Below are 23,405 nucleotides of genomic sequence, written 5' to 3'. Positions count from 1 at the left end.
AGGTTGGGATGGGTCCAAAGCGTTACCATTTCGCGACCCTCGGGCGTGTCTGATCCTCGATGCTGCACAAAACGTCGATCAGGCTGTCCATCATGGCTTCGCGCAGATCGTCGCATTCTGCGCTGTGAAACAGGTTGCGGGTTTCATCGGGGTCATTGGCCAGATCGTAAAGCTCGCCATCGGCGTCCCATGTCGTTGCCGGGCGGCCATGCCAGACGATCAGTTTCACGTCGCCCCGGCGCAGCATCGTGGTCGAAACCGGCGGCGCCGCGCGTGGTCCGGCGGTCCGGTATTCGCAGAAAGCCCAGCCGCGCCCCGTCGCCGTGCCGTCGATCAGCGGCAGCAGCGATTGCCCCTGCTGGCCCGCGAACCGTGTGATCCCGGCGGCCTCCAGAACGGTGGCGGTGATGTCGATGGTCTGCACCAGATCGGGCAGGTCCGTGCGCGGCGGCACGCGCCCCGGCCAGCGCAGGATCAAGGGCACCCGCGTCGCGCCTTCGTTCATCATCGGGCCGTTCTGGCGGGCGTTATGATCGCCCAGCATTTCCCCATGATCGGAGGTGAAGATGACCAGCGTATCCTCGGCCTGACCGCTGGCGTCGAGCGCGGCGAGGATGCGCGCCACCTCGGCATCGATCTGCGCCACCATCGCAAGGTATTGCGCCTGCATTTCACGGGGATCATCGGCGGCGATGGTGCCTGCGTCCGGCGCATGGGCATCCTGTCCGGCATTGGCGCGGGCGTTGCCGGGGCGCTTTTCGGCCGTGCCGGTGCCTTTGGGCGGTGCAAGTGCATCGGCGTCGATCTGGGCGCGGTATGTGTCCGGCGCGCCGAACGGGCCCTGCGGGTCAGAGAAATTCGCGATTAGAAAGAAGGGCTCGTTTTCCGCGCGCTCGGTCCCGATGAACGCGATCGCGCGTTCGGCGACCCAATGCGAATAATGCAGTTCCGGCGCGACGGTATCGATGGGGTGGTTCAGGGTCTCTGACGGCCCGGCATCGGCATTCCGCCCGCGCGCGTTCCACGGGAAAATTTGCGCGTAGACCTCCGGCGCCTTCTGGCGGAGCCATTCGTGATAGGCATTCTGCCGCGATCTGTGCCGGGGACCGTGGGACCAGTCAAAGACGCGATACCCGTCATTGTCCCGGCGTGCTTCGGTCGCGGCGTCATCGCAGCTCGATAGATGCTGCCTGCCGATCAATCCGCAGTCATAGCCCGCATCGGCCAGCGCGCGGGTGAACATGTCCTGATAGGCCGGAAGCGCCACGCCATTGGCCCACAGGCCATGATTGCGCGGGTATTTCCCGGTGAACAGCGCCGCGCGCGACGGGCTGCTTTCAGTGCTCTGGACATAGCAGGCCGCGAATTTTGCGCCGCTTTCGGCCAACCCGTCCAGACAGGGCGTCACGGCCTGCGTGTTGCCGTAACAGCCAAGACTGTCGAACCGTTGCTGGCTGGTGCAGAGCAACAAAATATTAGGCTTGTGCAATGTCGGCACGAAACATCCTCCCTCCGCCCTGCACCCCCTCCGGCGCATGGCAATCTTCCCGATCTTCACGCTACAGAGATGCGCGAATAACTGGAAATACTATTTTCTACCATTGCGATGCATATTGGTTATGGTTGCGGTATCGCGCCCGCTGGCGTTGCGTGATTTGGAGGGGAGGCCGCCATGAACTTTAACCAGTTGAAATATTTCATCTCTATTGCGGAGACGAACTCGGTCACGCAATCGGCCGAGGATCTGCATCTGAGTCAGCCCGCGCTGAGCCGGGGTATTCGGCAGCTTGAGGAAGAACTGGGCGTGGAATTGTTCCAGCGGCTTCCCCGCGCGATGCGGCTGACGCGCTATGGCGAAAGTTTTCTGAAACACGCGCAATCCGTCTTCGTGCAGTTGAGCGACGCGCAGGCGGAACTGAAGCATCTGAGCGAGCGCATCGAGGATGAGATCGTCATCGGTGCCGGGCCCTCATGGATCGGCGGGTGCCTGCCGGATATCGTCGGTCAGCTGTCGCGCAGCTATCCCGGCGTGTCGGTCAAGGTGCACAGCGGATATGACCAGCAACTGACGCTGATGCTGCGCCAAGGGGCGTTGGATTTCATCCTGACCGAAATCTCCAGCGACCCGGACCGAAACGACCTGCTGCAAGAGCCGTTGATCCACTGTCCCTATGTCGTCGTCAGCCGGTCCGCGCATCCGTTGGCGCAGGAAACCGACATTCCGCTGGAGCGGCTGTTGGGGTTTTCATGGGCGATGCCCTATCTGGCGATGAGCGCGCAGGATCGGCTGATCGGGTTATTCCAGTCGCAGAACCTGCCCGCGCCCGCGCCGCTGTTCCAATCGACCTCGTTCGGGTTCATCATGCGGTTGCTGGAGACCTCGGACGCGCTGTCCTTTGTGGTCAGCTCGTCGTTGAAAACGGTCCGCAGCGAAAGCGTTGTGGCGCTCAATCTGGCACAGGACATGCCCGTCCGGCATGCGGGCATCGTCCGCAGACCCAGTGCTTGGCTAAGCCCGGCCACGGAAACGATGATGGAGATGCTGCGCGCCCATTGCGAACAACATCCGACCCAGTAGGCGGTGCCACCCCCATCGCGGGCGAGTGCGGGGGCAGGTTGATCCAGATCAAGGTCAGCGCCGCGCGATCCCCTATCGTGGCGGCCACCCGTGACCCTCGCCGAGATGTGCCGATGTCGCCGATTTTTCCTTCTGTGCCCCCGGCTGCCGATGACGGGCTGGACTTCGACGCCGCGATCACGCGGCAGGAGCAGCTATGTGATGCGTTGGAGGCGCTGGCCGACAGCCTGCCCGAGCGGATCGATACCTATGCCGCCATGCAACTGGCAGGCCGCATCGTGCCGACCCTGAAACGGTGTCAGAGGCTGGAGGAGCGGGTGGTCTTTCCCATGATCCTTGAACGCGCCCATGCGCCGGTGCAGATGATCGACCGGCTGCGGACCGAACATATGGAGGACGAGGATCAGGCGATCCAGTTGACCGCCGCGATCCGCGCCTATGCGCAGTATCCCCATCGCGAGGATGCGGGCAGTCTGGGCTATGCGCTGCGCGGGCTGTTTCAGCCGCTGCGCCGCCACACCGCGTTTGACCGGGACATCCTGTTGCCGATGTATCGCCGCGCGTTGCTGGACTGAGGCGCGCGGCGTTCGGGCCGCTTACGGTTTGGTCAGCGGTCGGGGCGGGGGAGCATCGGCGTCGTCCAGCAGGATCCGCGCCGCGTCCCCGTCGAGGTCGTCATATTGGCCGTGGCGCAATGTCCACAGACATGCCGCCAGACCAGCCGCGCCCAGACAGACCGAAACCGGGATCAGAACCACAAGGATATTCATCGCCGCACCGCGTTCAAAACGACCAGAATGGAGGAGGACGACATTACCGCCGCCGCCATCAGCGGTGTCGCCAGCCCCGTGACCGCGACCGGGATCGCAACGGCATTGTAGACCGCCGCAAGGATCAGGTTCTGGCGGATGCGCCTGCGCGCCCGGCGGGCCAGATCAAGCGTGTCACAGACCCCGCGCAGATCCCCGGCCAGCATCACCCCGTCCGACGCCACCCGCGCGGCGTCGAGCGCGGTTGCGGGCGCGAGCGACGCATGTGCCCCGGCCAGCGCGGCGGTGTCATTCAGCCCGTCCCCGACCATCAGCACACGCTTGCCCTGCGCGGCCATCTGGTGAACCAGCGCGGCTTTGTCCGCGGGGCGGATATCCGCATGGACCCGCTCGATACCAAGACGCGCGGCCAGATCGGCGGCGCGGTCCGCCCCATCCCCGGTCAGCATTGCGACGTCAAAGCCATCCCGGCGCAGGCGGGCGATGGCCTCGGCCGCGCCCGGACGCGGTGTTTCGCGCATGGGCAGCGGGATGCGACGGTCGGGCAGATGCAGCTCCGGCCCGTCGGCCCCGCGCCACAGACACACCAATGCCCCATCCCACAGGCCGCTGATTCCCGCGCCCGGCGTCTCGTGCAGATCCTCCAGCAGCGCGGGCGCGTGCTGCGCCAGCGACGCGGCCAGCGCGCGGGAGGCCGGGTGATCGGAGGCCTGCGCCAGAGCAAGCGCCACCGAGGCGGCGGCAGGGTCTAGATCCGGCAGCCGCGCCACGCCTTCGGTCAGGGTGCCGGTCTTATCGAAAAGGACGCAATCGACCTCTGCCAGACGTTCCAGCGCCGTCGGCGATTTCAGCAGCACCCCGGCGCGAAAGAGCCGCCCCGTCATCGCGGCGGTCACCGCCGGAATGGCAAGCGCCAGCGCGCAGGGACAGGTGATGATGAGCGTGGCGGTGGCAACGGCGATGGCGTGGTGCAGATCGCCCGTGACGGCCCACCACAGCACAAAGGCCGCCGCCGCAAGCCCGTGCACGACCGGCGCGTAGAGCCGCGCGGTGCGATCCGCCAGACCGCTGTAGCGATGGCGTCCGGTTTCGGCGATTTCGACCAGCGCGGCCAAGCGGCGCAAGGCGCTGTCCTCGGCGCGGCGGGTCACACGCAGGGTCAGCGGCGCGCCAAGGATCACCTCCCCCGCACCGATCGCGCCGCCTTGGGCGATGGCGACCGGCGCGGCCTCCCCCGTCAGGGCCGAGCGGTCGATCATGGCGGCGCGTTCGGCGGTGCCGTCCACCGGCGCGCGCGCGCCTGCCGCCAGCGCGATCCGGTCGCCGGGACAAAGCGCGGCGACATCGACCGTTTCGCGCCCTTCAGCCGTCAGCCGCGTCGCGCGGGGCAGTTCGAGCGCGGTCAGTTCCGCCGCCGCCGACCGGGCAGAGGCGCGGGCGCGATGCTCCAGATACCGGCCCACCAGCAGAAAGAAGGTCAGCGACAGCGCCGCGTCGAACCATGTATGCGCGCCGGTATCGGCGATGGTTTCATAAAGCGAGGTCGCCGCCGCCAGCACGATCGCCAGCGCAATCGGCACATCCATGTTCATGCGCCGCGCCTTCAACGCGACAGCGGCGGAGGCAAAGAACGGCACCGCAGAAAAGGCCAGCGCCGGCAGCGCGATGGCGGCAGAGACCCAGTGAAACATCGCCCGCGTGGCATCGCCCGCGCCGGACCAGACGGCGACGGAAATGGCCATCACATTCATCATGGCAAAGCCCGCGACAGCGGCCCGCGCCAGCAGGCTGCGGCCTTCGACATCGCCTGCGGGGCGCAGGGCGGCGGCGTCCAGTTCATGCGCCTCATAGCCCGCCTCGTTCAACGCGTCGAGCGCCCGGCTCAGGTCATGTCCGGGGCTGAGGACGACGCGCACCCGCTTGGCGCTGAGGTTGACGCGCGCGCTGGCGACGGAGGGCAACGCCGCCAGCACCGCCTCCACCCCCGAGATGCACGCGGCGCAGCGGATCTGCGGCAGGGCGATATAAACGGCGTCAGCGGCCTGCGATCCGGCGTCAGCGGCGGTATCCGCGACATGGGCGGCGGCCACACACCCCGGACAGGCAAGCAGGGTCATTGCACCACCCGCAACGCGATGCGGCGGCGAAATAGGGTGCCATCGGCGGCCAGCATTTCGATCCGCAGGTTCCAGTTGCCGGGCCCGGCGGTGACCGGGGCGATCCATGCCCCATCGGTCCAGTCGAAGGCGGGGGTCATATCATCGGCAACCGTGGTGGCGCGGCCCAGCGTGGCGGCCACGATCTGCGGTTTGACCACGGCCTGCGCCGCATCCCGCACGCTCAGGCGCAGGGCGCTTGGGCTCAGATCGGCCTGCACCGTCCAGCCCAGCGCCTCCTGCGCCGCGCGGTCGCTGTCGAAATGCTGCGAGGCGACATAGCTCGACTCCGTTTCCTTACCGGGGAAGGTGCGCACCGCGTTGATCGCAAGCGTGATGTTCACCGCGATGATGATCGAAAATCCGGTGACGAACATGGCCAGCACATGCCAGCCGGTCAGGCCGCGTTCAGCCTGCGTTTGCATGACGCGCATCGGCGCTATCCTTTCCATTGAAAATCGTGTCGCCATAGGCGCGTTCGCCCGAGACGGTATCTTCGACCCAGAACCGCAGATCGCTGCGCTGCCCAGTGGCTGCCGGGTCTTGCGGCGGGGCGATGACATAGACCCGCTGGAGCCGGGTCGCATCGGCGGGCACCTCCACGCTGCGGCCCGGTCCGCCCTCCAGCATCAGGCGCAGATCGCCATCCGCCACCAGCGACAGCTGAAACTGCCGGGCCTCGCCATGTTTGTTCCGAAGCCGGACGTCATAGGCGTTGCGGATCGAGCCATCGGAGAGGGTGACAAAGGTCGGGTTGCGGACCGGCGCGATGGTCATGTCGATCTCGGGGCGGACGAACAGCGCCACCACGAGCAGCACGCCAATCGCCGCCCATGCGCAGGTATAGACCAAGGTGCGCGGGCGAAAGACGTGCTGCCACAGCGGCTTGGGCTGCCATGCCGGTTGCGTGGCGCCTGCGACATGGCCTGCGGGGGCCTCGGCCAGCCCCGCCACGGCGGCGCGGTCGCCCGGCACGGTGGGGGGCCGGTCGTCGAGGGCAAGATAATCGATCAGGCCGCGCGGACGCCCGATCCGGGCCATCACGTCATCGCAGGCATCGATGCAGAGCGCGCAGGTGATGCATTCCATCTGCTGGCCTTCGCGGATGTCGATGCCCATGGGACAAACGGCGACACAGGCGTGGCAATCGATGCAATCGCCCAGCGCCTCGCCGGTGCGGGCCTGCCGGGTGCCGGCGGCGTTCTTATCCACCGCCACGCCATAGCGGGCCACCGCATCGCCCCGGCCAATGGCCTCCGCCGCCGCCTGCTGACGTTTCACCCCGCCTTTGCCGCGCGGCTCGCCACGCCAATCCCGGTAGCCCACGGTCAGCGTGCCGGGGTCCATCATCGCGCCCTGAATGCGTGGCCACGGACACATGTAGATACAGACCTGTTCGCGCATGAACCCGCCAAAGACAAAGGTCGTGGCGGTCAGCACGCCGATGGTGACATAGGCCACCGGCGCCGCGTCGAGCGTGATCAGATCGCGCGCCAGCGTGGGCGCATCGGCGAAATAGAACACCCACGCGCCACCCGTCGCCACCGCGATCGCCAGCCACAGGGCCCATTTGCTGAGCCGCAGGCGCCATTTGCGGACGTCCCAGGGGGCCTTGTGCAGCCGGATGCGGGCATTGCGGTCGCCTTCGATCCAGCGTTCCACGGTCATGAACAGATCGGACCAGACCGTCTGCGGGCAGGCATATCCGCACCACACCCGGCCCAGCGCCGAGGTGAACAGAAACAGCCCCAGCCCGGCCATGATCAGCAGCCCCGCCACGAAGTAGAATTCATGGGGCCAGATCTCGATCCAGAAGAAGTGGAACCGCCGGTTCGCCAGATCCACCAACACCGCCTGATCGGGCAGGTTCGGCCCCCGGTCCCAGCGTAGCCACGGCGTGACGTAGTAGATGCCCAGCGTCACGAACAAGATCAGCCATTTCAGCCTGCGAAACGTGCCGCTGACCCGGCGCGGAAAGATCGGTTCGCGCGCGGCGAACAGGGCGGGGGGATTTTGGGACATGGCGGCGCAAGCTCCGGGTTGATGTGCTGCGGCCTACGCCTTGGGCGCGCGGGCCGCATTGATCTGCGTCAAATGCGCAGCGGGCGCGCCCCGGCCCGGCGCGGATTACCGGGCCGGGTCGTCTGCGGCTGCCGGGGCGGGCGCGGGCGCAGCCGTGGACGCAGGCGCGGGCGCAGGCGCGGAGGGGTCCGCCGCTGTCGCCTCGCCGCCGCCGAGCCCGTGCACATAGGCCGCCACGGCGCGGACATCGGCCTCCCCCAGCCGGGCCTGCCATGCGGGCATCACGCCCATGCGCGGGGTGCCAAGCTGGCGCAGGATCGCCTCGTGGCTGCTGCCGCGCAGCCAGATCGCATCGGCCAGATTGGGCGCGCCCAGCGTGCGGTCGCCCTGCCCCGCCTCCCCGTGGCAGGAGCTACAGTTGTCAGCAAACAGCCCCGCCCCGGTATCAGCGGCGACCGGGTCATGCGCCAGATCCGACAGGCTGCGCACGAAATGGGCGATTGCGTCCTGTTCCGAGCGGTCCATCCAGTCAAAGGGCGGCATTTCCGAAAACCGCGTGTCGGGGTCTTCTTCGTTGCGGATGCCGTGGCGGACGGTATAGGCGATGTCGTCAATCGACCCGCCCCACAGCCAATCATCGTCCAGCAGGTTGGGATAGCCCGACGCGACGACGCCCCCGGCCCCCGCCCCATGGCATTGGGAGCAATTGGCGGCAAAGACCGAACGCCCGGCCTGAACGGCGAAGCGGTGCAGCGGCTCGTCGTCTTGCAGCGCGGTCAGATCGACGGAGGTCAGGCGGCGTTCGAGATCGGCGTTCGACAGCGCCACGCGCTCGATCTCGGCGGCGACCTCGGCACGGGTCGAATAGCCCAGCAGCCCCGCCGTCGCGCCGGGTACCAACGGCCATGCGGGATACAGGATCGTATAGATCACGCCCCAGACAATCGTCGCGTAGAACGTCCACAGCCACCAGCGCGGCAACGGTGTGTTCAGCTCCTCGATCCCGTCCCAGCTATGGCCGGTGGTTTCGGTGTTGGTCGCGGGGTCGATTTTGCGGGTGTCGGTCATCGGGAAGCTCCCTCTGTGCGGCCAATATCGGCGCGGCCAGTATCAGGACGGTCGTGGCGGAAGGGCACGTCTGCGGCGTCGTCGTGCAACGCGCGCGATCCGGGCCTGAAGCACCAGCCGATGACGCCCAGAAAGATCAGGGTCAGAACCAGCAGCGCCCAGCTGTCGGCCAGATGACGCAGATAGGAATAGGTATCCATGGCGGGCCTCAGCGGCTGGCATCGGGAACGAAGGTCGAAAAATCGACAAGCGTCCCGAGCATCTGAAGATAGGCGATCAGCGCATCCATTTCGCTGATGCCGGGCGCGCCGTCGAAATTGCGCACCTGCGCGCCGGGGTAGCGTTCCAGCATCTCGTCATAGGCGCCGAAGGGATCGACCTGCACACGGAAATCCGCGCTCGCGCTGGCGACCATGTCATCGGTATAGGGCACGCCGACCAAGCGATGGGTCGCGACCAGATCGGTGATATCCGCGCTGCTCAGCGGCTGGTCCATCAGAAAGGCGTATTTCGGCATCACGCTTTCAGGGACCACCGATTGCGGGTCTTTCAGATGATCGACATGCCATTCGTCCGAATAGCGCCCGCCGACCCGCGCCAGATCCGGCCCGGTCCGCTTCGACCCCCATTGGAACGGGTGGTCATACATGGATTCCGCCGCAAGGCTGTAATGGCCATAGCGCTCGGTCTCGTCGCGCATGGGGCGGATCATCTGGCTGTGGCACACATAGCACCCCTCGCGCACATAGATGTCGCGCCCGGCCAGTTCGAGCGGCGAATAGGGCCGCATGCCTTCGACCTCCTCGATGGTGTTTTCCAGCCAGAACAGGGGCGCGATTTCCACCACCCCGCCGATGCTGACCACCGCGAGCGCGCCGACAAGCAGCAGCGTGGCGTTCCGCTCGAAGCGCTGGTGAAAGGTGATGGTCTGGGTTTCGGGCGGCAATTCATTGGGAATAGCGCCTGTTTTCAGACCTTCGCTGGCGGTGACGACCTTGGGGTCATCGGCCGGATCGTAATCGGGGTTTTGGGGGTTCTTGGCCATCTGTCTTACTCCGCTGGCGTCGCGACGGTGACGGGATGCGCCTGCGGGGCGCGGATCGTCATCCACATGTTCCAGACCATGACCGCGCCGCCGCTGAGGTAGAGAACCCCGCCCAGACCACGGACCACATACATCACGAATTTGGCGTCAACGGTGTCGGCGAAGCTGTTGACGAGGAAGCCGTTGGCATCCACCTCGCGCCACATCAGGCCCTCCATGATGCCCGACACCCACATCGAGGCGGCGTAGAGAACGATCCCCACGGTCGCGAGCCAGAAATGCAGGTTGATCGCCGAAACCGAATGCATCCGCTCCCGCCCCCAGAGGCGCGGCGTCAGGAAATAGAGCGCGCCAAAGGTGATGAGCCCGTTCCAGCCCAGCGCCCCGGAATGCACATGGCCAATCGTCCAGTCGGTGTAATGCGACAGCGAATTGACCGCGCGGATCGACATCATCGGGCCTTCGAAGGTCGACATGCCGTAGAAGGCCAGCGACGCCACGAACATACGGATGATCGGATCGGTGCGGATCTTGTCCCACGCGCCTTGCAGGGTCATCAGCCCGTTGATCATACCGCCCCAGCTGGGCATCCACAGGATGATCGAAAACACCATGCCCAGCGTCGCGGCCCAGTCGGGCAGCGCGGTGTAGTGCAGATGGTGCGGACCCGCCCAGATATAGAGAAAGATCAGCGCCCAGAAATGGATGATCGACAGCTTGTAGCTATAGACCGGGCGCCCGGCCTGCTTGGGCACGAAGTAATACATCATCCCCAGAAAGCCCGCGGTCAGGAAAAAGCCGACGGCGTTATGGCCATACCACCACTGGGTCATCGCGTCCTGCACACCGGCAAAGACCTGCACCGATTTCGAGCCCCAGATCGACACCGGCACCGACAGGTTGTTGATCAGGTGCAGCATCGCGACGGTGATGATGAAGGCGAGGTAGAACCAGTTCGCCACATAGATATGCCGTTCGCGGCGGCGCAGGATCGTGCCAAAGAACACCGCCAGATAGACAAGCCAGACGACCGTCAGCCAGATATCCACATACCATTCCGGCTCGGCGTATTCCTTGGACTGGGTGGAACCCAGCAGATAGCCGGTCGCCGCCAGCACGATGAACAGCTGATAGCCCCAGAATACGAACCACGCCGCATTCCCGCCCCAGAGCCGCGCGGCGGAGGTGCGCTGCACCACATAGAAGGACGTGGCGATCAGGGCGTTGCCGCCAAAGGCAAAGATCACGGCGCTGGTATGCAGCGGGCGCAGCCGCCCGAAATTGGCGTAGGGCTGCGCCCATTCGATGTTGAGCGCCGGGAATGCCAGCTGAAACGCGATATACGTCCCCACGAGGAAGCCCACGACCCCCCAGAAGGCGGTGGCGATGACGCCGTAGCGCACCGGCCCGTCCATGTAGCCCTGCGGCGCGGGCGCGACCGGCGCTGGCCCGTCTTCGACCGGGATTTGGCGCAGTTGCCACACGAACAGCCCTGCGGAAATCCCCATGATGAGCAGGGCGTGCACCATATAGGCCGGGTCGCGCGCCCAGTTCGCCCCCAGCGCCGCGAAGATCATGATGATCGCCAGCACGACCAACTTGAGCATATCGAACATATCCCGAATCCCTTTGTCTTTGGGAGCGAGATCGCATGTCGATGAGGGCCGTGCCTTGATCTGGATCAAACGCGGGCAGGCTGCGGGGTTATTGCCGTCCGGTCAGCCGTGCGGTTAGCGGAAAAACGGGTCGTCCGCGTCGTCAAACGCATCGTCGCCGGCCTGCGCCAGCAGCGCGGGGAAGTCGTCGCACAGGATCGTGCGGCCATTGCCCTCCAGCCGGATCACCCCTTCGCGGCGCAGCCCGGTGACCTGACGGCTTACGGTTTCGATGGTCAGACCCAGATAGGTGGCGATGGTGTCGCGCCCCAAAGGCAGGGTGCAGCGCAAGGGCGCGGCGGAGGTGGGCGCGCGGCGAAAGACCAGCGCAAGAAAGGTCGCGACCTTCTCCCGCGCGGTTTTGCGCCCCAGAAGCAGCATCCAGTCCCGCGCGGCATCAAGTTCGTCGAGCGACATCTCCAGCAGCCGCGATGACACATGCATGGAGCTTTCAAGCAAGGCCTCGAACCGGCTGCGGTCGAACATGCACAGCGTCACCTCGGTGATGGCGGTCACCTTATAGGGGGCGGTCTTGCGCCCCGGTCGCCCGATGAAGTCCGAGGGCATGAGCAGTCCCACCATCTGCACCCGCCCATCCTCCAGATAGCGGGTCAGGGAGGCCGAGCCCTTGACCACCGACCCGACGAAAGGCAGCGCGCCGCCCTCCATCACGATGGTCTCCCCGGCCTGCCAAGTGCGATAGCTTTTCATCCGCTCAAGACGGACCAGTTCGTCATCGTCGCATTTCGCACAGACCGCCCGATGGCGGATCGGACAGGCCTGACAATTCTGCGAGGCAAGCGCGCCATGCGCGGCAAGGATGGGTGTGGTCGCTGTCATGTCATGCCCTTGTTGCTGGCGACGGCAAACACCGAAAACCACCCCGCCGTCAAAGCGCCATCTCGCCACAGTATCAACCAGAAGCCGTATTGGCGACGCTGCATTAGCCCGAGGCGGCGGATCGGGCGCGCCTGATCCGCCTTTGCCTCAGGTTCACAGCCTCAGGCTCACACCCCCAGTTCGGTCAGAACCTTGGTAGCGATCAGCGTGCCGGTGCGGCGCAGGGCGGCGTGGGTCTGGGCGCCCAGATGGGTCAGGCCGATGATCCGGGGCGCGTGCAGCAGAGGCAGGTCGGGCGCCGGGGGTTCGCGTTCGAACACATCGGTGGCCGCGCCTGCCAGATGACCCTCGTTGAGCGCCTGCGCCAATGCGGCCTCGTCCACGATGCCGCCGCGGGCGCAGTTCACCAGAAAGCTGCCCTGCGGCATCTGGCGCAAGCGCGTCAGGTCGAGCATGTGACGGGTGTCCGGGGTCAGGGGCAGGTGCAAAAATAGCATCCGCGTGTCTTCCAGCACCGCATCTACGCTGGCGCGGCGCGCGACGCTGTCGGGCCACTCGGCGTCCGGCAGCATCGGGTCATAGCCCGAGACCTGCGCGCCGAACCCGGCAAGCCGCCGTGCCACCGCCCGACCGATCACGCCCATGCCAAGGATGCCGCAAGGCAGTTCCGACAGCTCATACCCGGTCATGTCCACATTGGGACGCGGCGTGCCGCGCTTGAGCGCGTCCGAGGCGATGTCGGGCGCACGCGCCAGCATCAGCGCCAGCGTCAGGGCCAGATCCGCGACGCTTTCGGCATTGGCGCCCGCGGCGGTGTGCAGGGCGATGTCGCGGGCGCTGAGGGCGGGCTGGTCGATATTGTCGGTGCCCACGCCATGTTTGCCGACCACGCGCAGCGCAGGCAGGCGGGCGATCAGATCGGCGTCGATGGGCGCGGCCCGCACGACGATGCCGGTGATGCGATCATGATGCGGGGTCGCATCCTCACCGGGCAGGATGATCTCTGCCCGCGCGCGCAGCATCTCTACGGCGTCAGGATGGATCTGTTCGGTGATCCAGATCAGCGGCGTCGGGGTCATGGTGGTCCTTTCTAAACTGCCCGCGCGGGGCGGGTCGGGGGAGGTGGCGCGTCGCGGGGCAGCGGGGTTTTGTATCCCGACCATCCCGGCCCGCGGGGGGCATGACGCCCCGAGTTTTGACGCAACCCTTGGCGTATCGTCGAAGTTGCCGTGGCAACCTGCTTGCGCTTGGGGCGCGGTTCTGCACAAAAAAGATACAAACGTGACAGGCGGGCCCGCATCCGCCGCCGCCGCAGGGGCAGCAGGACAGAACCATGAACGCGACCGAAACCGTTTACACCGCGATCCGCCGCAGGCTGCTGACCAGCCATTATGATCCCGGCACCCAGCTGAAGGAAGAGGCGCTGGCCGGCGAATTCAACGTCAGCCGCACCCCGATCCGCGCCGCGATCAGCCGCTTGGTGTCCGAAGGGTTGCTGACGCTGGGCGAAAAGCGCGGCGCCATCGTGACCCCGTGGCATGTGGAGAACACCGCCGAGGTGTTTCGCCTGCGCATCCTGCTGGAGGGCTACGCGGCGACGCTGTGCGCGCAACATGCCAGCGACGCGCAGATCACCCGGATGGAGCAGATCTGCACCGAAATGGAACAGGCCCATATCGACAAGCGCCCGGACTGGATCAAGGCAATGGACCGGGGCAATCGCGAGTTTCATCAGATGTTCTACGAGGGCGCGGGCAGCCCGCATTTGCGGCTTTCGGGGCGGCATCTGCTGGAGGTGCCGATGGTGATCGGTGGCTTCTACATCTACGACGACGACGACATCGCAGAAAGCCTGCGCCACCACCGCGAGATCGCCAAGGCGATCCGGCTGGGCAATGGCGAATGGGCACGGTCGATGGTGTCGTGCCATCTGAATGCGGCGATGGAGCGGTTTCGCCGCCGCTCCGCCGCCCGGGACTAGGCTGCGGGGGGCTGGTGACGGGAGGCAGGCGGCAGTCCACGCCCCCTGCCCCGTTCGTCCGGTCGGCCCCGTTTGACCCGTCGCCCGGCCCAAGCCCGCCCGGAGGACGCTGCCCGCGGGCGAACCTCCGGCCCCGTTACGCGCCGGTCTGCGCCAGCGCCTGCCGCCGCTTCTGCCGCGCCAGATATTTGCGCAAGAGCGGCACCCCGGTGGAGCCAAGGATCAGCACGATCAACAGGATCGAGATCGGCCCCTGCACCAGCGCCAGAAAACTGTCGCCCGAGATCAGCAACGCCCGGCGCAGATTTTCCTCGGCGATGGGACCAAGGATCATGGCAAGCACGGCAGGCGCGGTGGGAATGTCGAGCTTCTCCATCGCATAGCCCACCAGCCCGAAGCCCAGCATCAGCCACACCTCGAACATGCTGTTATGGATCGCATAGACGCCGATCATCGCCAGCGTCAGGATCATCCCCGCCAGCAGCTGCGTCGGCATCTTGAGCACATTGACGAAAATCCGCGCGCCGAGGGCGCCCATCACCAGCATCATGCCTGAGGTGACCAGCATGGACAGCATGAAGCCATAAGTGATGTCGGCCTTATCGCGGAACAGTTGCGGCCCCGGCACCAGACCGTGCACCAGCAGCGCGCCCAGAATGATCGCGGCGACGGAACTGCCCGGAATGCCCAGTGTCAGCGCCGGGATCAGGGTCGCGGCGGTGTCGGCGTTGTTGGCGCATTCAGGCGCGGCGATGCCTTCGGGCGCGCCTTTGCCATACTTGTCCTTGTCCGGGTCGCCGCGCCGCTGCTCATTCCACGCAAACAGCGCCGCGATATTGCCGCCCAGTGCCGGGATGATGCCGGTCACGACGCCGATCAACGACGATTTCGCCCAGACCGGGATCAGCCCCGCCCAGCGGAACCCGACGGTTTCGCCGCGCAATTCCTGCATCTCAGCCTCGGGCTTGGGCGGGTTGAGCGCAAGGTCGATGGCGGGCGGAATGGCGTAAAGGCCGGTCAGCATGACGATGATGTTGACCCCGCTCAGCAGGCCCAGTTCGTTAAAGGCAAACCGCTCCACCCCGGTCATCATGTCGATCCCCACCATGCCGACAGCAAGGCCGAGACAGGCGGACAGCAGACCCTTGACCGGGTTGTTCGACAGCAGGACCGCAATGGTCATCAGCCCGAACAAAGCCAGCCAGAAATAATTCGCCGGGCTGAATTTCAGCGCGATCAGCGACAGCGGCGGCGCCAGCAGCAACAGCGCCACGGCACTGACCGCCGAGCCGATGCTAGAGGAGACCAGCGAAATGCGCAGGGCAAGTTTGGCCTGACCCTTCTGCGCCATGGGATAGCCATCGAACACCGTGGCGATACCGGCGGGCGTGCCGGGAATACGCAGCAGGATTGCAGGGATCGAGCCGCCATACATCGCGCCGTTATAGATGCCCGCGATCATCCCCAGCGCCGTCACCGGCTGCATAGTGAATGTCAGCGGCACCAGAACCGCAATGCCCATCGTGGCCGACAGGCCGGGCAATGCGCCGACGCCAATGCCAATGGCGGTGCCGCCCATCATCGCAAGGATCGCCTGCCATGTGAACAGCAGCGGCAGCGCGTCAAGCATGTGCTGGAAAATCGTGGCCATTGTCAGCCTCCGAACAGGGTGAATATGGCCTCGGGCGGCAGCGGCAAGGCCAGCAATGCCCGAAACACGAGAAGCAGTAGAACGATGAAACACGCGGTGCCCAGCAGCAGGCCCAGCGGGCGGCGGTAGCCCAGCCCCCATGCCATCGCGGGCACGGCAATCGCCGCAGTGGTGAAGAAGCCGAGAACCGACATGCCAATGAGCAAAAATAGCCCGCCCGCCGCCACGATCAGGCCCGCGCGGCGCTGTTCGGGCGGGATATGAACAGGCTCGGCCGCCGGGTTGCGCGCCGGTTCGGCGGCCAGTTCGGCGGCAAGGTCGCTGGCCGATCCGGCAACCTGCGGCGCCGACAGCGTGTCATCGCCCGGCGCCAGCACCCGCGACGACCTGAGCACCCGCACCGATTGCAGCGCCCAGACCGCCGCCAATCCCATTGTCCCTGCCATCACGGCGCGCGGCATCAGTCCGCTGCCGCCGCGATAGCCCCAGGCCTCGATCAGCCCGGCGCCGCTCAGCACAACAAGGCCGACCGCCACGCCGCACTCGATTGCAGCCTTTTTCATTCAGTTCTCCCCGGTCGTCCCGCGACCCTCAATTTCCCATCGGCACGATCGTGCAATCCGGCGGGGCAGCAGACTGCCCCGCCGGTGTCGATTATTCCTGCACCCAAGGGGTCTTTTCCCACAGCGCTTTGTAGGTTTCGGTCTGCGCCTGCAGGTTGGTGAGGAACGCGTCCGAGCTCATGAACGCCAGCGGCAGGTGCTGCTGCTTGGCTTTTTCCTGAAACTCGGGATCGTCGATGGCGGATTTCACCGCGGCCTCAAGCTTGGCGATGATTTCGTCATCGACACCGGCAGGCGCAGCCAGACCGCGCTGCGACCCCATGATGACGTCATAGCCCTGCTCGCCGAAGGTCGCGACATCGGGCGCGCCGTCCCACCGCTCTTCGGCCATCTGGCCCAGCGCGTGCAGCTTGCCTTCATGCACATCCGCGATCGTCTCGGAAATGTTCATGCTGGCCATCATCACATGCCCGCCCAGAACGGCGGTGCGCACATCGGCATTGCCGGGGAACGGCACATGTTTCAGCTCCACCCCCGTCAGACGCTCGAACTGCAGCGCGCTGAGATGGTCGTCCGAGCCAAGCCCGGTGGTGCCGTAGGTCAGCTTGCCGGGGTTTTCCTTGGCGTAGGCGATCATGTCATCGAAGGTTTCGATGCCGCTATCGGGCAGGAAGCTGAACGCACCGGGATCTTCGACCACATTGGCGATGGGGCGGAAGCTTTCCAGCGAATAGCGCGCGTCGCGCTGGATCGGGATGGTCAGCAGGTTTGGCGTGTTGACGAAGCCGATGGTGTAGCCGTCGGGCTCCGCCTGCGCGAGTTCGGTAAAGCCGATCTCCCCTCCGGCTCCGGCGCGGTTCAGCACGACGATCGAGGCATCCTCGCCCAGATATTTCTCGACGAACGGAGCCAGCGTGCGGGCCGCGATATCGGTGCCGCCCCCGGCGCTATAGGCCACGATCATATTGATCGGGCGCTCGGGATATTCGGCCAGCGCGGGCAATGCCGACGCCAGAACCACCGCGGTGGCGGCAAGATACTTGTTCATGTGTCCTCCCTTGCCTGCATCCCTGCAGGCGTATCTATGGATACAAAAATGGATAGTTGAGCCGCCGCGATGCGTAAAGAAATTTTTAACGCACATCGCAAAACTTCTCTTAAATCCGTTGAAAACATAGTTTTTTATATGATTCCCCACGGGGACCAATTCTGACCAATCGAAAAACAAGCACAGCTGCCTCTTGCTTAATGTATTTTTTTTGTGTTCATTTTCGGCGAGCATCACAGGACCGGCCCCTATGCCGGGTGATGGGGAGGAGACATCACATGAACGACACGGACAGAGCCGGCGCGCCGCGCCTTCTGGTTGTGGGGTATGGGGCTGCAGGCCGCGCCTATGCGGGGGCCTTTGCCGCCGCCGGGGCCACGGTGCGCGCGGTCGATCCACAGGCCGATCCGGCGGCCATTTCACACGCAGGCGCGCTGGGCATCACGCTGGGCACCGCCCTGCCCGCCACGTTGGAGCAGACGGACCTGACCATCGTGCTGACCCCCGCCGCCGCCAGTGACGCGGTGCTCGCGGGGCTGGGCGCGCTGCCCGGCGATGGCCCGATTCTCGACCTTACCTCCTCCGCCCCCGATGCCATGCGCGCGGCGGCGGCCCAGATCGGCGCGCGGTTCATCGACGGCACCGTTCTGGGCGCGGTGGGTCTGTCGGGCGTCGCCACGCCGATGATTCTCGCTGGTCCGATGGCGGCACAGGCCGCCGCGATGCTTGGCCCTTTGGGGTGCCGGGTCACCTGCCTCGATCAGGCCGAGCCGGGCGCGGCGAGCGAACTGAAACTGCTGCGCAGCGTGTTCATGAAGGGGCTGGAGGCGCTGTTCGTCGAGTTGAAGCTCTGCGCTGCCATGCTCGACCATGACGACCGGCTGCGGTTGATGCTGTGGGATCTGGGCGAGGTGGAGATGTTCGGCTTTCTGAATGAAATGCTGCGCACCCATCCCCGGCACGCCGAACGCCGCCTGCACGAGGTGGAAGCGGCGGGCAGCATGATCGCCGCGCATGGGCTGGCCACGCCGATGACCGAAGCCACCCGCACGCTGTTCGCCCGCAGTGCCCGCGCGCCCGATGCCGCGCCCGGCACCCCGACCGCCGCGCCGGTGCCGGATACCGACCCCGCCAGCGCGCTGGACTGGCTGCTGGCGCGGGCAGCCACCGCGGCCTGAGCCGCGCGCGCCCCTCATATTCACCCCTATAGACCCGCCTAACAGGAGACCTTCATGACCCTTGGCTTTCGCATCCATAACCGCACCCGGCAGGTCAGTGCCGATCTGGCCGAGGCGTTCCGCGCCCTGCCTGTCGCCAATGTCAGCGACTGCATGTCGCGCATGTTCGCCGGGGGCACCACGTTGCGCCCGATCCACACCCATGCGGTGACCCTCTCCGGGCCCGCCTTGACCGTCCGCTGCCGTCCGGGCGACAATCTGGTGCTGCATTACGCGCTGGATCACGCCACGCCCGGCGATGTGATCGTGGTCGATGCGGGCGGCGAGGTGACGACGGCCATCATGGGGGAAATCATGGTGGCCATCGCCCAGAAACGCGGTATTGCCGGGATCATCATCAACGGCGCGATCCGCGACGCGGACGAAATCCGCAGCATGAAATTCCCGGTCTACGCGGCCGGCATCACCCATCGTGGCCCCTATAAGGACGGACCCGGCGAAATGAACACTCCGATCTCGATCAGCGGCATGACCATCGAGCCGGGCGACCTGATACTGGGCGACGGAGACGGCATCCTGAGCGTGCCCTACGAGCAGGCCGAGGCGCTGCTGACCGCCGCGCGCGCCAAATACGACGCCGAGCAGGTCGAACTGCGCCAGATCGCCGAAGGTCGCGAGGATCGCGCGTGGGTCGAAGAGACCCTGAAATCTCGCGGCTGCGAACTTGCTTGATCGCGTGTCCCAGCAATGAGCCGCGAGCCTGCCTCCGTCGCCATCGTGCGGCGCAAGTCCTCCACCGTCCCGCGCCGTCTGCGCGGGATGCTGGCGCTTGACGATTTCGAACGGAAGGCCCGCCGCCTGCTGCCGAAACCGATCTTCGAATATGTGCGCGGCGGAGTCGAAACCGACTGGAGCCTTGCCGCGAACCGCAGTGATTTTGGCCGCTACGGCCTGCGCCCTCGGGTGCTGCGCGACATGGCGGGCCGCAGCATCGCAACGACCCTGTTCGGAGAGGAGCACAGCCTGCCCGTGGGCATCGCGCCGATGGGGTTCAGCGCGGTCGCGGCCTATGATGGCGATGTGACATTGGCCAAGGGCGCGCGCGCGGCGGGCAGCTTCGCGATCTGTTCGGCGGCTTCCGTCACCCCGCTGGAACGGGTCGCGACCGAAGGCGGCAGCCGCTGGTTTCAGACCTATATCCCCGGCGACGAGACCCGCATTGGCGCGCTGATCGACCGGTTGCTGCGCTCCGGCTTTGACACGCTGGTCGTGACCGCCGATGTGCCCGTGTCCGCCAACCGCGAAAACAATGCGCGCAACGGGTTCGACGCGCCGTTCCGCCTGTCGCCGAAGCTGCTGTGGCAGGGGGTGACCCATCCGCGCTGGTCGCTGGGCACGCTGGGGCGCGAAATGATGACCCGTGGCATGCCGCATTTCGAGAATATGGAATCGGTGCAGGGGCCGCCGCTCTTTTCGCGCACGTTGGTGCGGTCCACTATCGCGCGGGACCGTCTGTGCTGGGCCAACCTAGCCTATATCCGGTCCCGCTGGCCCGGCAAGCTGATCGCCAAGGGCCTGCTGCATCCCGACGACGCGCGCGAGGCGCAATCGGTCGGTTGCGACGGGATCATCGTGTCGAACCACGGTGGGCGGCAACTCGATGGCGCGATTTCCGCGCTGCAGGCCCTGCCCGACATCCGCGCCGCCGTGCCCGACATGACGGTGATGTTCGACAGCGGTATTCGGCGGGGCACCGATGTGATCAAGGCGCTGGCACTGGGCGCGGATTTCACCTTTGTCGGGCGTCCGTTCCTGTATGCCGCTGCGACCTATGGCGTGCCGGGCGTGCAGCACGCGATGCGCCTGCTGGCCGAGGAGATCGACCGCGACATGGCGCTGTTGGGCCTGCACACAATCGCCGATCTGCGCGCGGCCTCGCCGCTGGTGCGCCCCTTGGGCACGCCGGTCTGACCCGGGACCGGGCGGGGCCATGCGCCCCGGCCCGATCACTCGCCCCCTACCAAGCTCCACCCCCGCCCCGCATGGCCCTGCGCCATCGCGGGGCGTCAGGCGTGGCTGCATGCCGCTGATCCCCGTTTGCAAAGGCCATGCACATCGCCGCCGCCGTAGCGATTGACAGCCCGACTTCGCAGCGCTACGAAATAGCTCCGCGCCCGGTGCTGCCCGTCAGCCATCCGGGGGCTGGACGACCGCCACGGATCGGGAGGGGAGGCCTGATGACATCGCCTGAAAACACCCGCGACACTGCCGCCACGCAGGACGACGCGGGCACGACCGCCGCGCGCAAGACAATCGACGATCTGCGCAGTCAGCGCTGGTTCGCCTCCGACGACATTCGCGGCTTTGCGCACCGGCAGCGCACCCAGCAGATGGGAATGCGCCGCGAAGAATTCATGGGCAAGCCGGTGATCGGCATCATCAACACATGGAGCGATGTCAGCCCCTGCCATGCCCATCTGCGCGACCGGGCACAGGCGGTGAAGCGCGGCGTCTGGCAGGCCGGTGGCTACCCCATCGAACTGCCCGCCCTGTCGGTGGGCGAGGTGATGGTGAAGCCCACGACCATGCTTTACCGCAACTTCCTTGCGATGGAGACCGAAGAGCTTCTGCGCTCCCACCCCATCGACGGCTGCGTGCTGCTGGGCGGCTGCGATAAATCCACGCCGGGCCTGCTGATGGGCGCGATTTCGATGGATATTCCGACGATCTTCTGCCCTGCCGGGCCGATGTCGAGCGGGCGCTGGCGCGGGCAGGTCACCGGCGCGGGCACCCATACCAAGACGTTCTGGAATCAGCTGCAAACCGGCGCGATCACCAAAGACGACTGGATCGATCTGGAAAGCCGCATGACCCGCTCTCACGGGACGTGCAACACGATGGGCACGGCGTCGACCATGACCTCCATCGTCGACGCGATGGGGCTGTCGCCCACCGGCGCGTCCAGCGTGCCCGCCGCGGATTCGGGGCATCCCCGGCTGGCGTCATGGTGCGGCGAACGCGCGGTGGCGATGGTGTGGGAGGATCTTAAACCCTCCGACATCCTCAGCCCCGCCAGCATCCGCAACGGGCTTGCGACCTATATGGCGCTGGGCGGCTCGACCAATGCCGCGATCCACCTGATCGCGATGGCGCGGCGTGCGGGGCTGGATCTGTCCCTCGATGACATGAGCGCGGCGGCGGGCGAAATCCCGGTGCTGGCCAATCTGTTCCCCTCGGGCGGCTACCTGATGGAGGATTTCCATTTCGCCGGTGGCCTGCCCGCCCTGCTCAATAAGCTTGGCGCCCATATCGACGGCGCGGCCCGCACGGTGGAGGGGCGCAGCCTTGGCGCGGCGCTTGACGGGGCCGCCTGCCACGACGACGACGTGATCCGCGGGCTCGACAATCCGGTGGTGCCGCTGTCGGCAGGCCGGACGCTGGCGCTGCTGCGCGGCAATCTGGCGCCCGACGGGGCGATCATGAAAACCTCCGCCGCCGATCCCGAGCGCCTCAATCATCGCGGTCCCGCGCTGGTCTTCGAAGGCCCCGCCGATATGGCCGCGCGCATCAACGATCCCGATCTGGATGTCACCGCCGACACCGTTCTGGTGCTGCGCAATTCCGGTCCCGTGGGCGGGCCGGGCATGCCGGAATGGGGCAATCTGCCAATCCCGGTCAAACTGCTGAAACAGGGCGTCACCGATATGGTGCGCATCTCCGACGGACGGATGAGCGGCACCCATGCCGGGACATGCGTGCTGCATATCTCGCCCGAAGCGGCGGTTGGCGGGCCACTGGCGCTGCTGCAAACCGGCGACATGGTGGTGCTGGACGTGCCCGGCGGGCGCATCGATATCGACCTGCCCGAGGATGAACTGGCCCGCCGCCGCGCCGCATGGCAGCCGCCTGTCTCCGCCTATCGCCGCAGCTTTACCGCGCTTTACCAAAAACACGTCTCGCAGGCGCATGAAGGCTGCGATTTCGACTTTCTCGAAGGCACCGATCCGGTGCCGGAACCCCCGATCTACTGAGGCACGACATGGATATTACCAACACGCTGAAACCCCGTCTCACCGCCCGCGCCGATGTGCCGCTGGGCACATGGCTGATGTCGGGCACGCCCTCCACCGCCGAGGCACTGGGACATGCGGGCTTCGATTTCCTCGTGCTCGACATGGAACATGTGCCGATCGGCATCGAGGAGACGGCGAATATCCTGCGCGCCATCGCGCTGACCCCCGCGCGGGCGCTGGTGCGGCTGCCGTGGAACGACCCGGTGACGATCAAGCAGGTGCTCGATGGCGGGGCCAACACGATCATGCTGCCTTTCGTGCAGACCGCAGACGAGGCCCGCGCCGCCGTGCGCGCCGCCAAATACGCGCCGATGGGGATGCGCGGCGTGGCCGCCGTGCATCGCAGCTCCGGCTATGGTGCCAGCACCGACTATCTGCAGCGCGCCAACGATGAAACCTGCGTTCTGGTGCAGTTGGAAACCCCCGAAGCGCTGTCCAACATGGCCGACATCGCTGCCGTGCCGGGGATCGACGGGATCTTTGTGGGGCCGGGCGATATGGCGGCCTCGATGGGCTATATCGGCCAGATCGATCACCCCGAAGTGCAGCAGGTTCTGGCACAGGCCGCACGCGACGCGGCCAAGCTGTCGCTGCCCGTGGGGATTGTCGGCGCGAATGCGAAAATGGTGCAGGATTACATCGACATGGGCTATACCTATGCCGCGATCGGGTCCGATATGGCGCTGATGAAGGCGCAGGCCCGCGAGACGCTCGATACCCTGCGCGGCAGCGCTCCGGCCACCCTTGCCGCCGGGGCTTCCGCCTACTGAGGAGCCA

At 66.2% G+C, this 23,405-nt stretch carries 22 protein-coding genes; 8 read left to right on the top strand and 14 right to left on the bottom strand.

Annotated elements, in window-relative coordinates; all coding sequences use genetic code 11:
* Positions 1-22: 22 nt before the first annotated feature.
* Positions 23-1,498: a sulfatase family protein gene (locus CBW24_RS06015; RefSeq protein WP_157773082.1), complete on the bottom strand. Its 1,476-nt coding sequence runs from the start codon at positions 1,496-1,498 to the stop codon at positions 23-25.
* Between the two features lie 174 nt (positions 1,499-1,672).
* On the opposite strand from CBW24_RS06015, the gene CBW24_RS06010 reads away from it, so the two are divergent.
* Entirely contained in the window at positions 1,673-2,578 is a 906-nt protein-coding gene (locus tag CBW24_RS06010; protein ID WP_097372991.1) for a LysR family transcriptional regulator, read from the top strand.
* A gap of 113 nt (positions 2,579-2,691) precedes the next feature.
* The gene (locus CBW24_RS06005) at positions 2,692-3,153 is read left to right on the top strand and encodes a hemerythrin domain-containing protein (protein WP_097372990.1); all 462 of its coding nucleotides are present in this window, start codon (positions 2,692-2,694) and stop codon (positions 3,151-3,153) included.
* Positions 3,154-3,174: 21 nt separating this feature from the next.
* On the opposite strand, the gene ccoS is transcribed toward CBW24_RS06005, so the two are convergent.
* From ccoS to CBW24_RS05955, 10 genes are all read right to left on the bottom strand, one after another.
* On the bottom strand, positions 3,175-3,348 hold the full coding sequence (gene ccoS / locus CBW24_RS06000) for a cbb3-type cytochrome oxidase assembly protein CcoS (protein WP_097372989.1): 174 nt from the start codon (positions 3,346-3,348) through the stop codon (positions 3,175-3,177).
* Positions 3,345-5,465: a heavy metal translocating P-type ATPase gene (locus CBW24_RS05995; protein ID WP_097372988.1), complete on the bottom strand. Its 2,121-nt coding sequence runs from the start codon at positions 5,463-5,465 to the stop codon at positions 3,345-3,347. The genes ccoS and CBW24_RS05995 overlap by 4 nt, the downstream gene beginning before the upstream one ends.
* Positions 5,462-5,938 (bottom strand): FixH family protein, encoded by a 477-nt coding sequence (locus CBW24_RS05990; RefSeq protein WP_232530163.1) that lies wholly within the window; start codon positions 5,936-5,938, stop codon positions 5,462-5,464. The genes CBW24_RS05995 and CBW24_RS05990 overlap by 4 nt, the downstream gene beginning before the upstream one ends.
* Positions 5,913-7,526: a cytochrome c oxidase accessory protein CcoG gene (gene ccoG, locus CBW24_RS05985; RefSeq protein ID WP_097372987.1), complete on the bottom strand. Its 1,614-nt coding sequence runs from the start codon at positions 7,524-7,526 to the stop codon at positions 5,913-5,915. The genes CBW24_RS05990 and ccoG overlap by 26 nt, the downstream gene beginning before the upstream one ends.
* Positions 7,527-7,631: 105 nt before the next feature.
* Positions 7,632-8,594 (bottom strand): cytochrome-c oxidase, cbb3-type subunit III, encoded by a 963-nt coding sequence (gene ccoP, locus CBW24_RS05980; RefSeq protein WP_097372986.1) that lies wholly within the window; start codon positions 8,592-8,594, stop codon positions 7,632-7,634.
* The gene (locus CBW24_RS05975; protein ID WP_088662025.1) at positions 8,591-8,794 is read right to left on the bottom strand and encodes a cbb3-type cytochrome c oxidase subunit 3; all 204 of its coding nucleotides are present in this window, start codon (positions 8,792-8,794) and stop codon (positions 8,591-8,593) included. The genes ccoP and CBW24_RS05975 overlap by 4 nt, the downstream gene beginning before the upstream one ends.
* A gap of 8 nt (positions 8,795-8,802) precedes the next feature.
* Entirely contained in the window at positions 8,803-9,639 is an 837-nt protein-coding gene (gene ccoO, locus CBW24_RS05970; RefSeq protein WP_097372985.1) for a cytochrome-c oxidase, cbb3-type subunit II, read from the bottom strand.
* 5 nt (positions 9,640-9,644) lie between these two features.
* On the bottom strand, positions 9,645-11,255 hold the full coding sequence (gene ccoN, locus CBW24_RS05965; RefSeq protein WP_088662027.1) for a cytochrome-c oxidase, cbb3-type subunit I: 1,611 nt from the start codon (positions 11,253-11,255) through the stop codon (positions 9,645-9,647).
* Between the two features lie 114 nt (positions 11,256-11,369).
* Positions 11,370-12,134 carry a transcriptional regulator FnrL gene (gene fnrL, locus CBW24_RS05960; RefSeq protein ID WP_097372984.1) on the bottom strand — a complete coding sequence of 255 codons (765 nt, stop codon included), beginning with the start codon at positions 12,132-12,134 and terminating at the stop codon, positions 11,370-11,372.
* Between the two features lie 167 nt (positions 12,135-12,301).
* Positions 12,302-13,213 (bottom strand): NAD(P)-dependent oxidoreductase, encoded by a 912-nt coding sequence (locus CBW24_RS05955; RefSeq protein ID WP_157773080.1) that lies wholly within the window; start codon positions 13,211-13,213, stop codon positions 12,302-12,304.
* A 254-nt stretch (positions 13,214-13,467) separates the two neighbouring features.
* On the opposite strand from CBW24_RS05955, the gene CBW24_RS05950 reads away from it, so the two are divergent.
* Complete coding sequence (locus CBW24_RS05950) at positions 13,468-14,115, top strand: GntR family transcriptional regulator (RefSeq protein ID WP_088662030.1); 648 nt, start codon at positions 13,468-13,470, stop codon at positions 14,113-14,115.
* A gap of 136 nt (positions 14,116-14,251) precedes the next feature.
* Here the strand turns inward: CBW24_RS05950 and CBW24_RS05945 are convergent, their stop codons facing one another.
* The 3 genes from CBW24_RS05945 to CBW24_RS05935 all read right to left on the bottom strand — a co-directional run bounded on the left by CBW24_RS05945 (position 14,252) and on the right by CBW24_RS05935 (position 17,377).
* On the bottom strand, positions 14,252-15,766 hold the full coding sequence (locus tag CBW24_RS05945; RefSeq protein WP_097372982.1) for a tripartite tricarboxylate transporter permease: 1,515 nt from the start codon (positions 15,764-15,766) through the stop codon (positions 14,252-14,254).
* 2 nt (positions 15,767-15,768) lie between these two features.
* Positions 15,769-16,329 carry a tripartite tricarboxylate transporter TctB family protein gene (locus tag CBW24_RS05940; protein WP_097372981.1) on the bottom strand — a complete coding sequence of 187 codons (561 nt, stop codon included), beginning with the start codon at positions 16,327-16,329 and terminating at the stop codon, positions 15,769-15,771.
* A 91-nt stretch (positions 16,330-16,420) separates the two neighbouring features.
* A complete protein-coding gene (locus CBW24_RS05935) occupies positions 16,421-17,377 on the bottom strand; it encodes a tripartite tricarboxylate transporter substrate binding protein (RefSeq protein ID WP_088662033.1) in 957 nt (318 codons plus the stop codon).
* A gap of 278 nt (positions 17,378-17,655) precedes the next feature.
* Here CBW24_RS05935 and CBW24_RS05930 point away from each other — a divergent pair, with 278 nt between their 5' ends.
* From CBW24_RS05930 to CBW24_RS05910, 5 genes are all read left to right on the top strand, one after another.
* Positions 17,656-18,555 (top strand): DUF1932 domain-containing protein, encoded by a 900-nt coding sequence (locus tag CBW24_RS05930; RefSeq protein WP_097372980.1) that lies wholly within the window; start codon positions 17,656-17,658, stop codon positions 18,553-18,555.
* Positions 18,556-18,609: 54 nt separating this feature from the next.
* The gene (locus CBW24_RS05925) at positions 18,610-19,287 is read left to right on the top strand and encodes an RraA family protein (RefSeq protein ID WP_088662035.1); all 678 of its coding nucleotides are present in this window, start codon (positions 18,610-18,612) and stop codon (positions 19,285-19,287) included.
* 15 nt (positions 19,288-19,302) lie between these two features.
* Entirely contained in the window at positions 19,303-20,526 is a 1,224-nt protein-coding gene (locus CBW24_RS05920; protein WP_097372979.1) for an alpha-hydroxy acid oxidase, read from the top strand.
* A gap of 266 nt (positions 20,527-20,792) precedes the next feature.
* Positions 20,793-22,586, top strand: a complete 1,794-nt coding sequence (araD, locus tag CBW24_RS05915; RefSeq protein ID WP_097372978.1) for an L-arabinonate dehydratase — start codon at positions 20,793-20,795, stop codon at positions 22,584-22,586.
* Positions 22,587-22,594: 8 nt separating this feature from the next.
* Complete coding sequence (locus CBW24_RS05910) at positions 22,595-23,398, top strand: HpcH/HpaI aldolase family protein (protein WP_088662038.1); 804 nt, start codon at positions 22,595-22,597, stop codon at positions 23,396-23,398.
* The last annotated feature ends 7 nt before the right edge of the window (positions 23,399-23,405 follow it).

Origin of the sequence: Pacificitalea manganoxidans (assembly GCF_002504165.1) — a bacterium.
Classification (GTDB): Bacteria; Pseudomonadota; Alphaproteobacteria; order Rhodobacterales; family Rhodobacteraceae; genus Pacificitalea; species Pacificitalea manganoxidans.
This window is presented reverse-complemented; position numbering and strand designations above follow the sequence as displayed.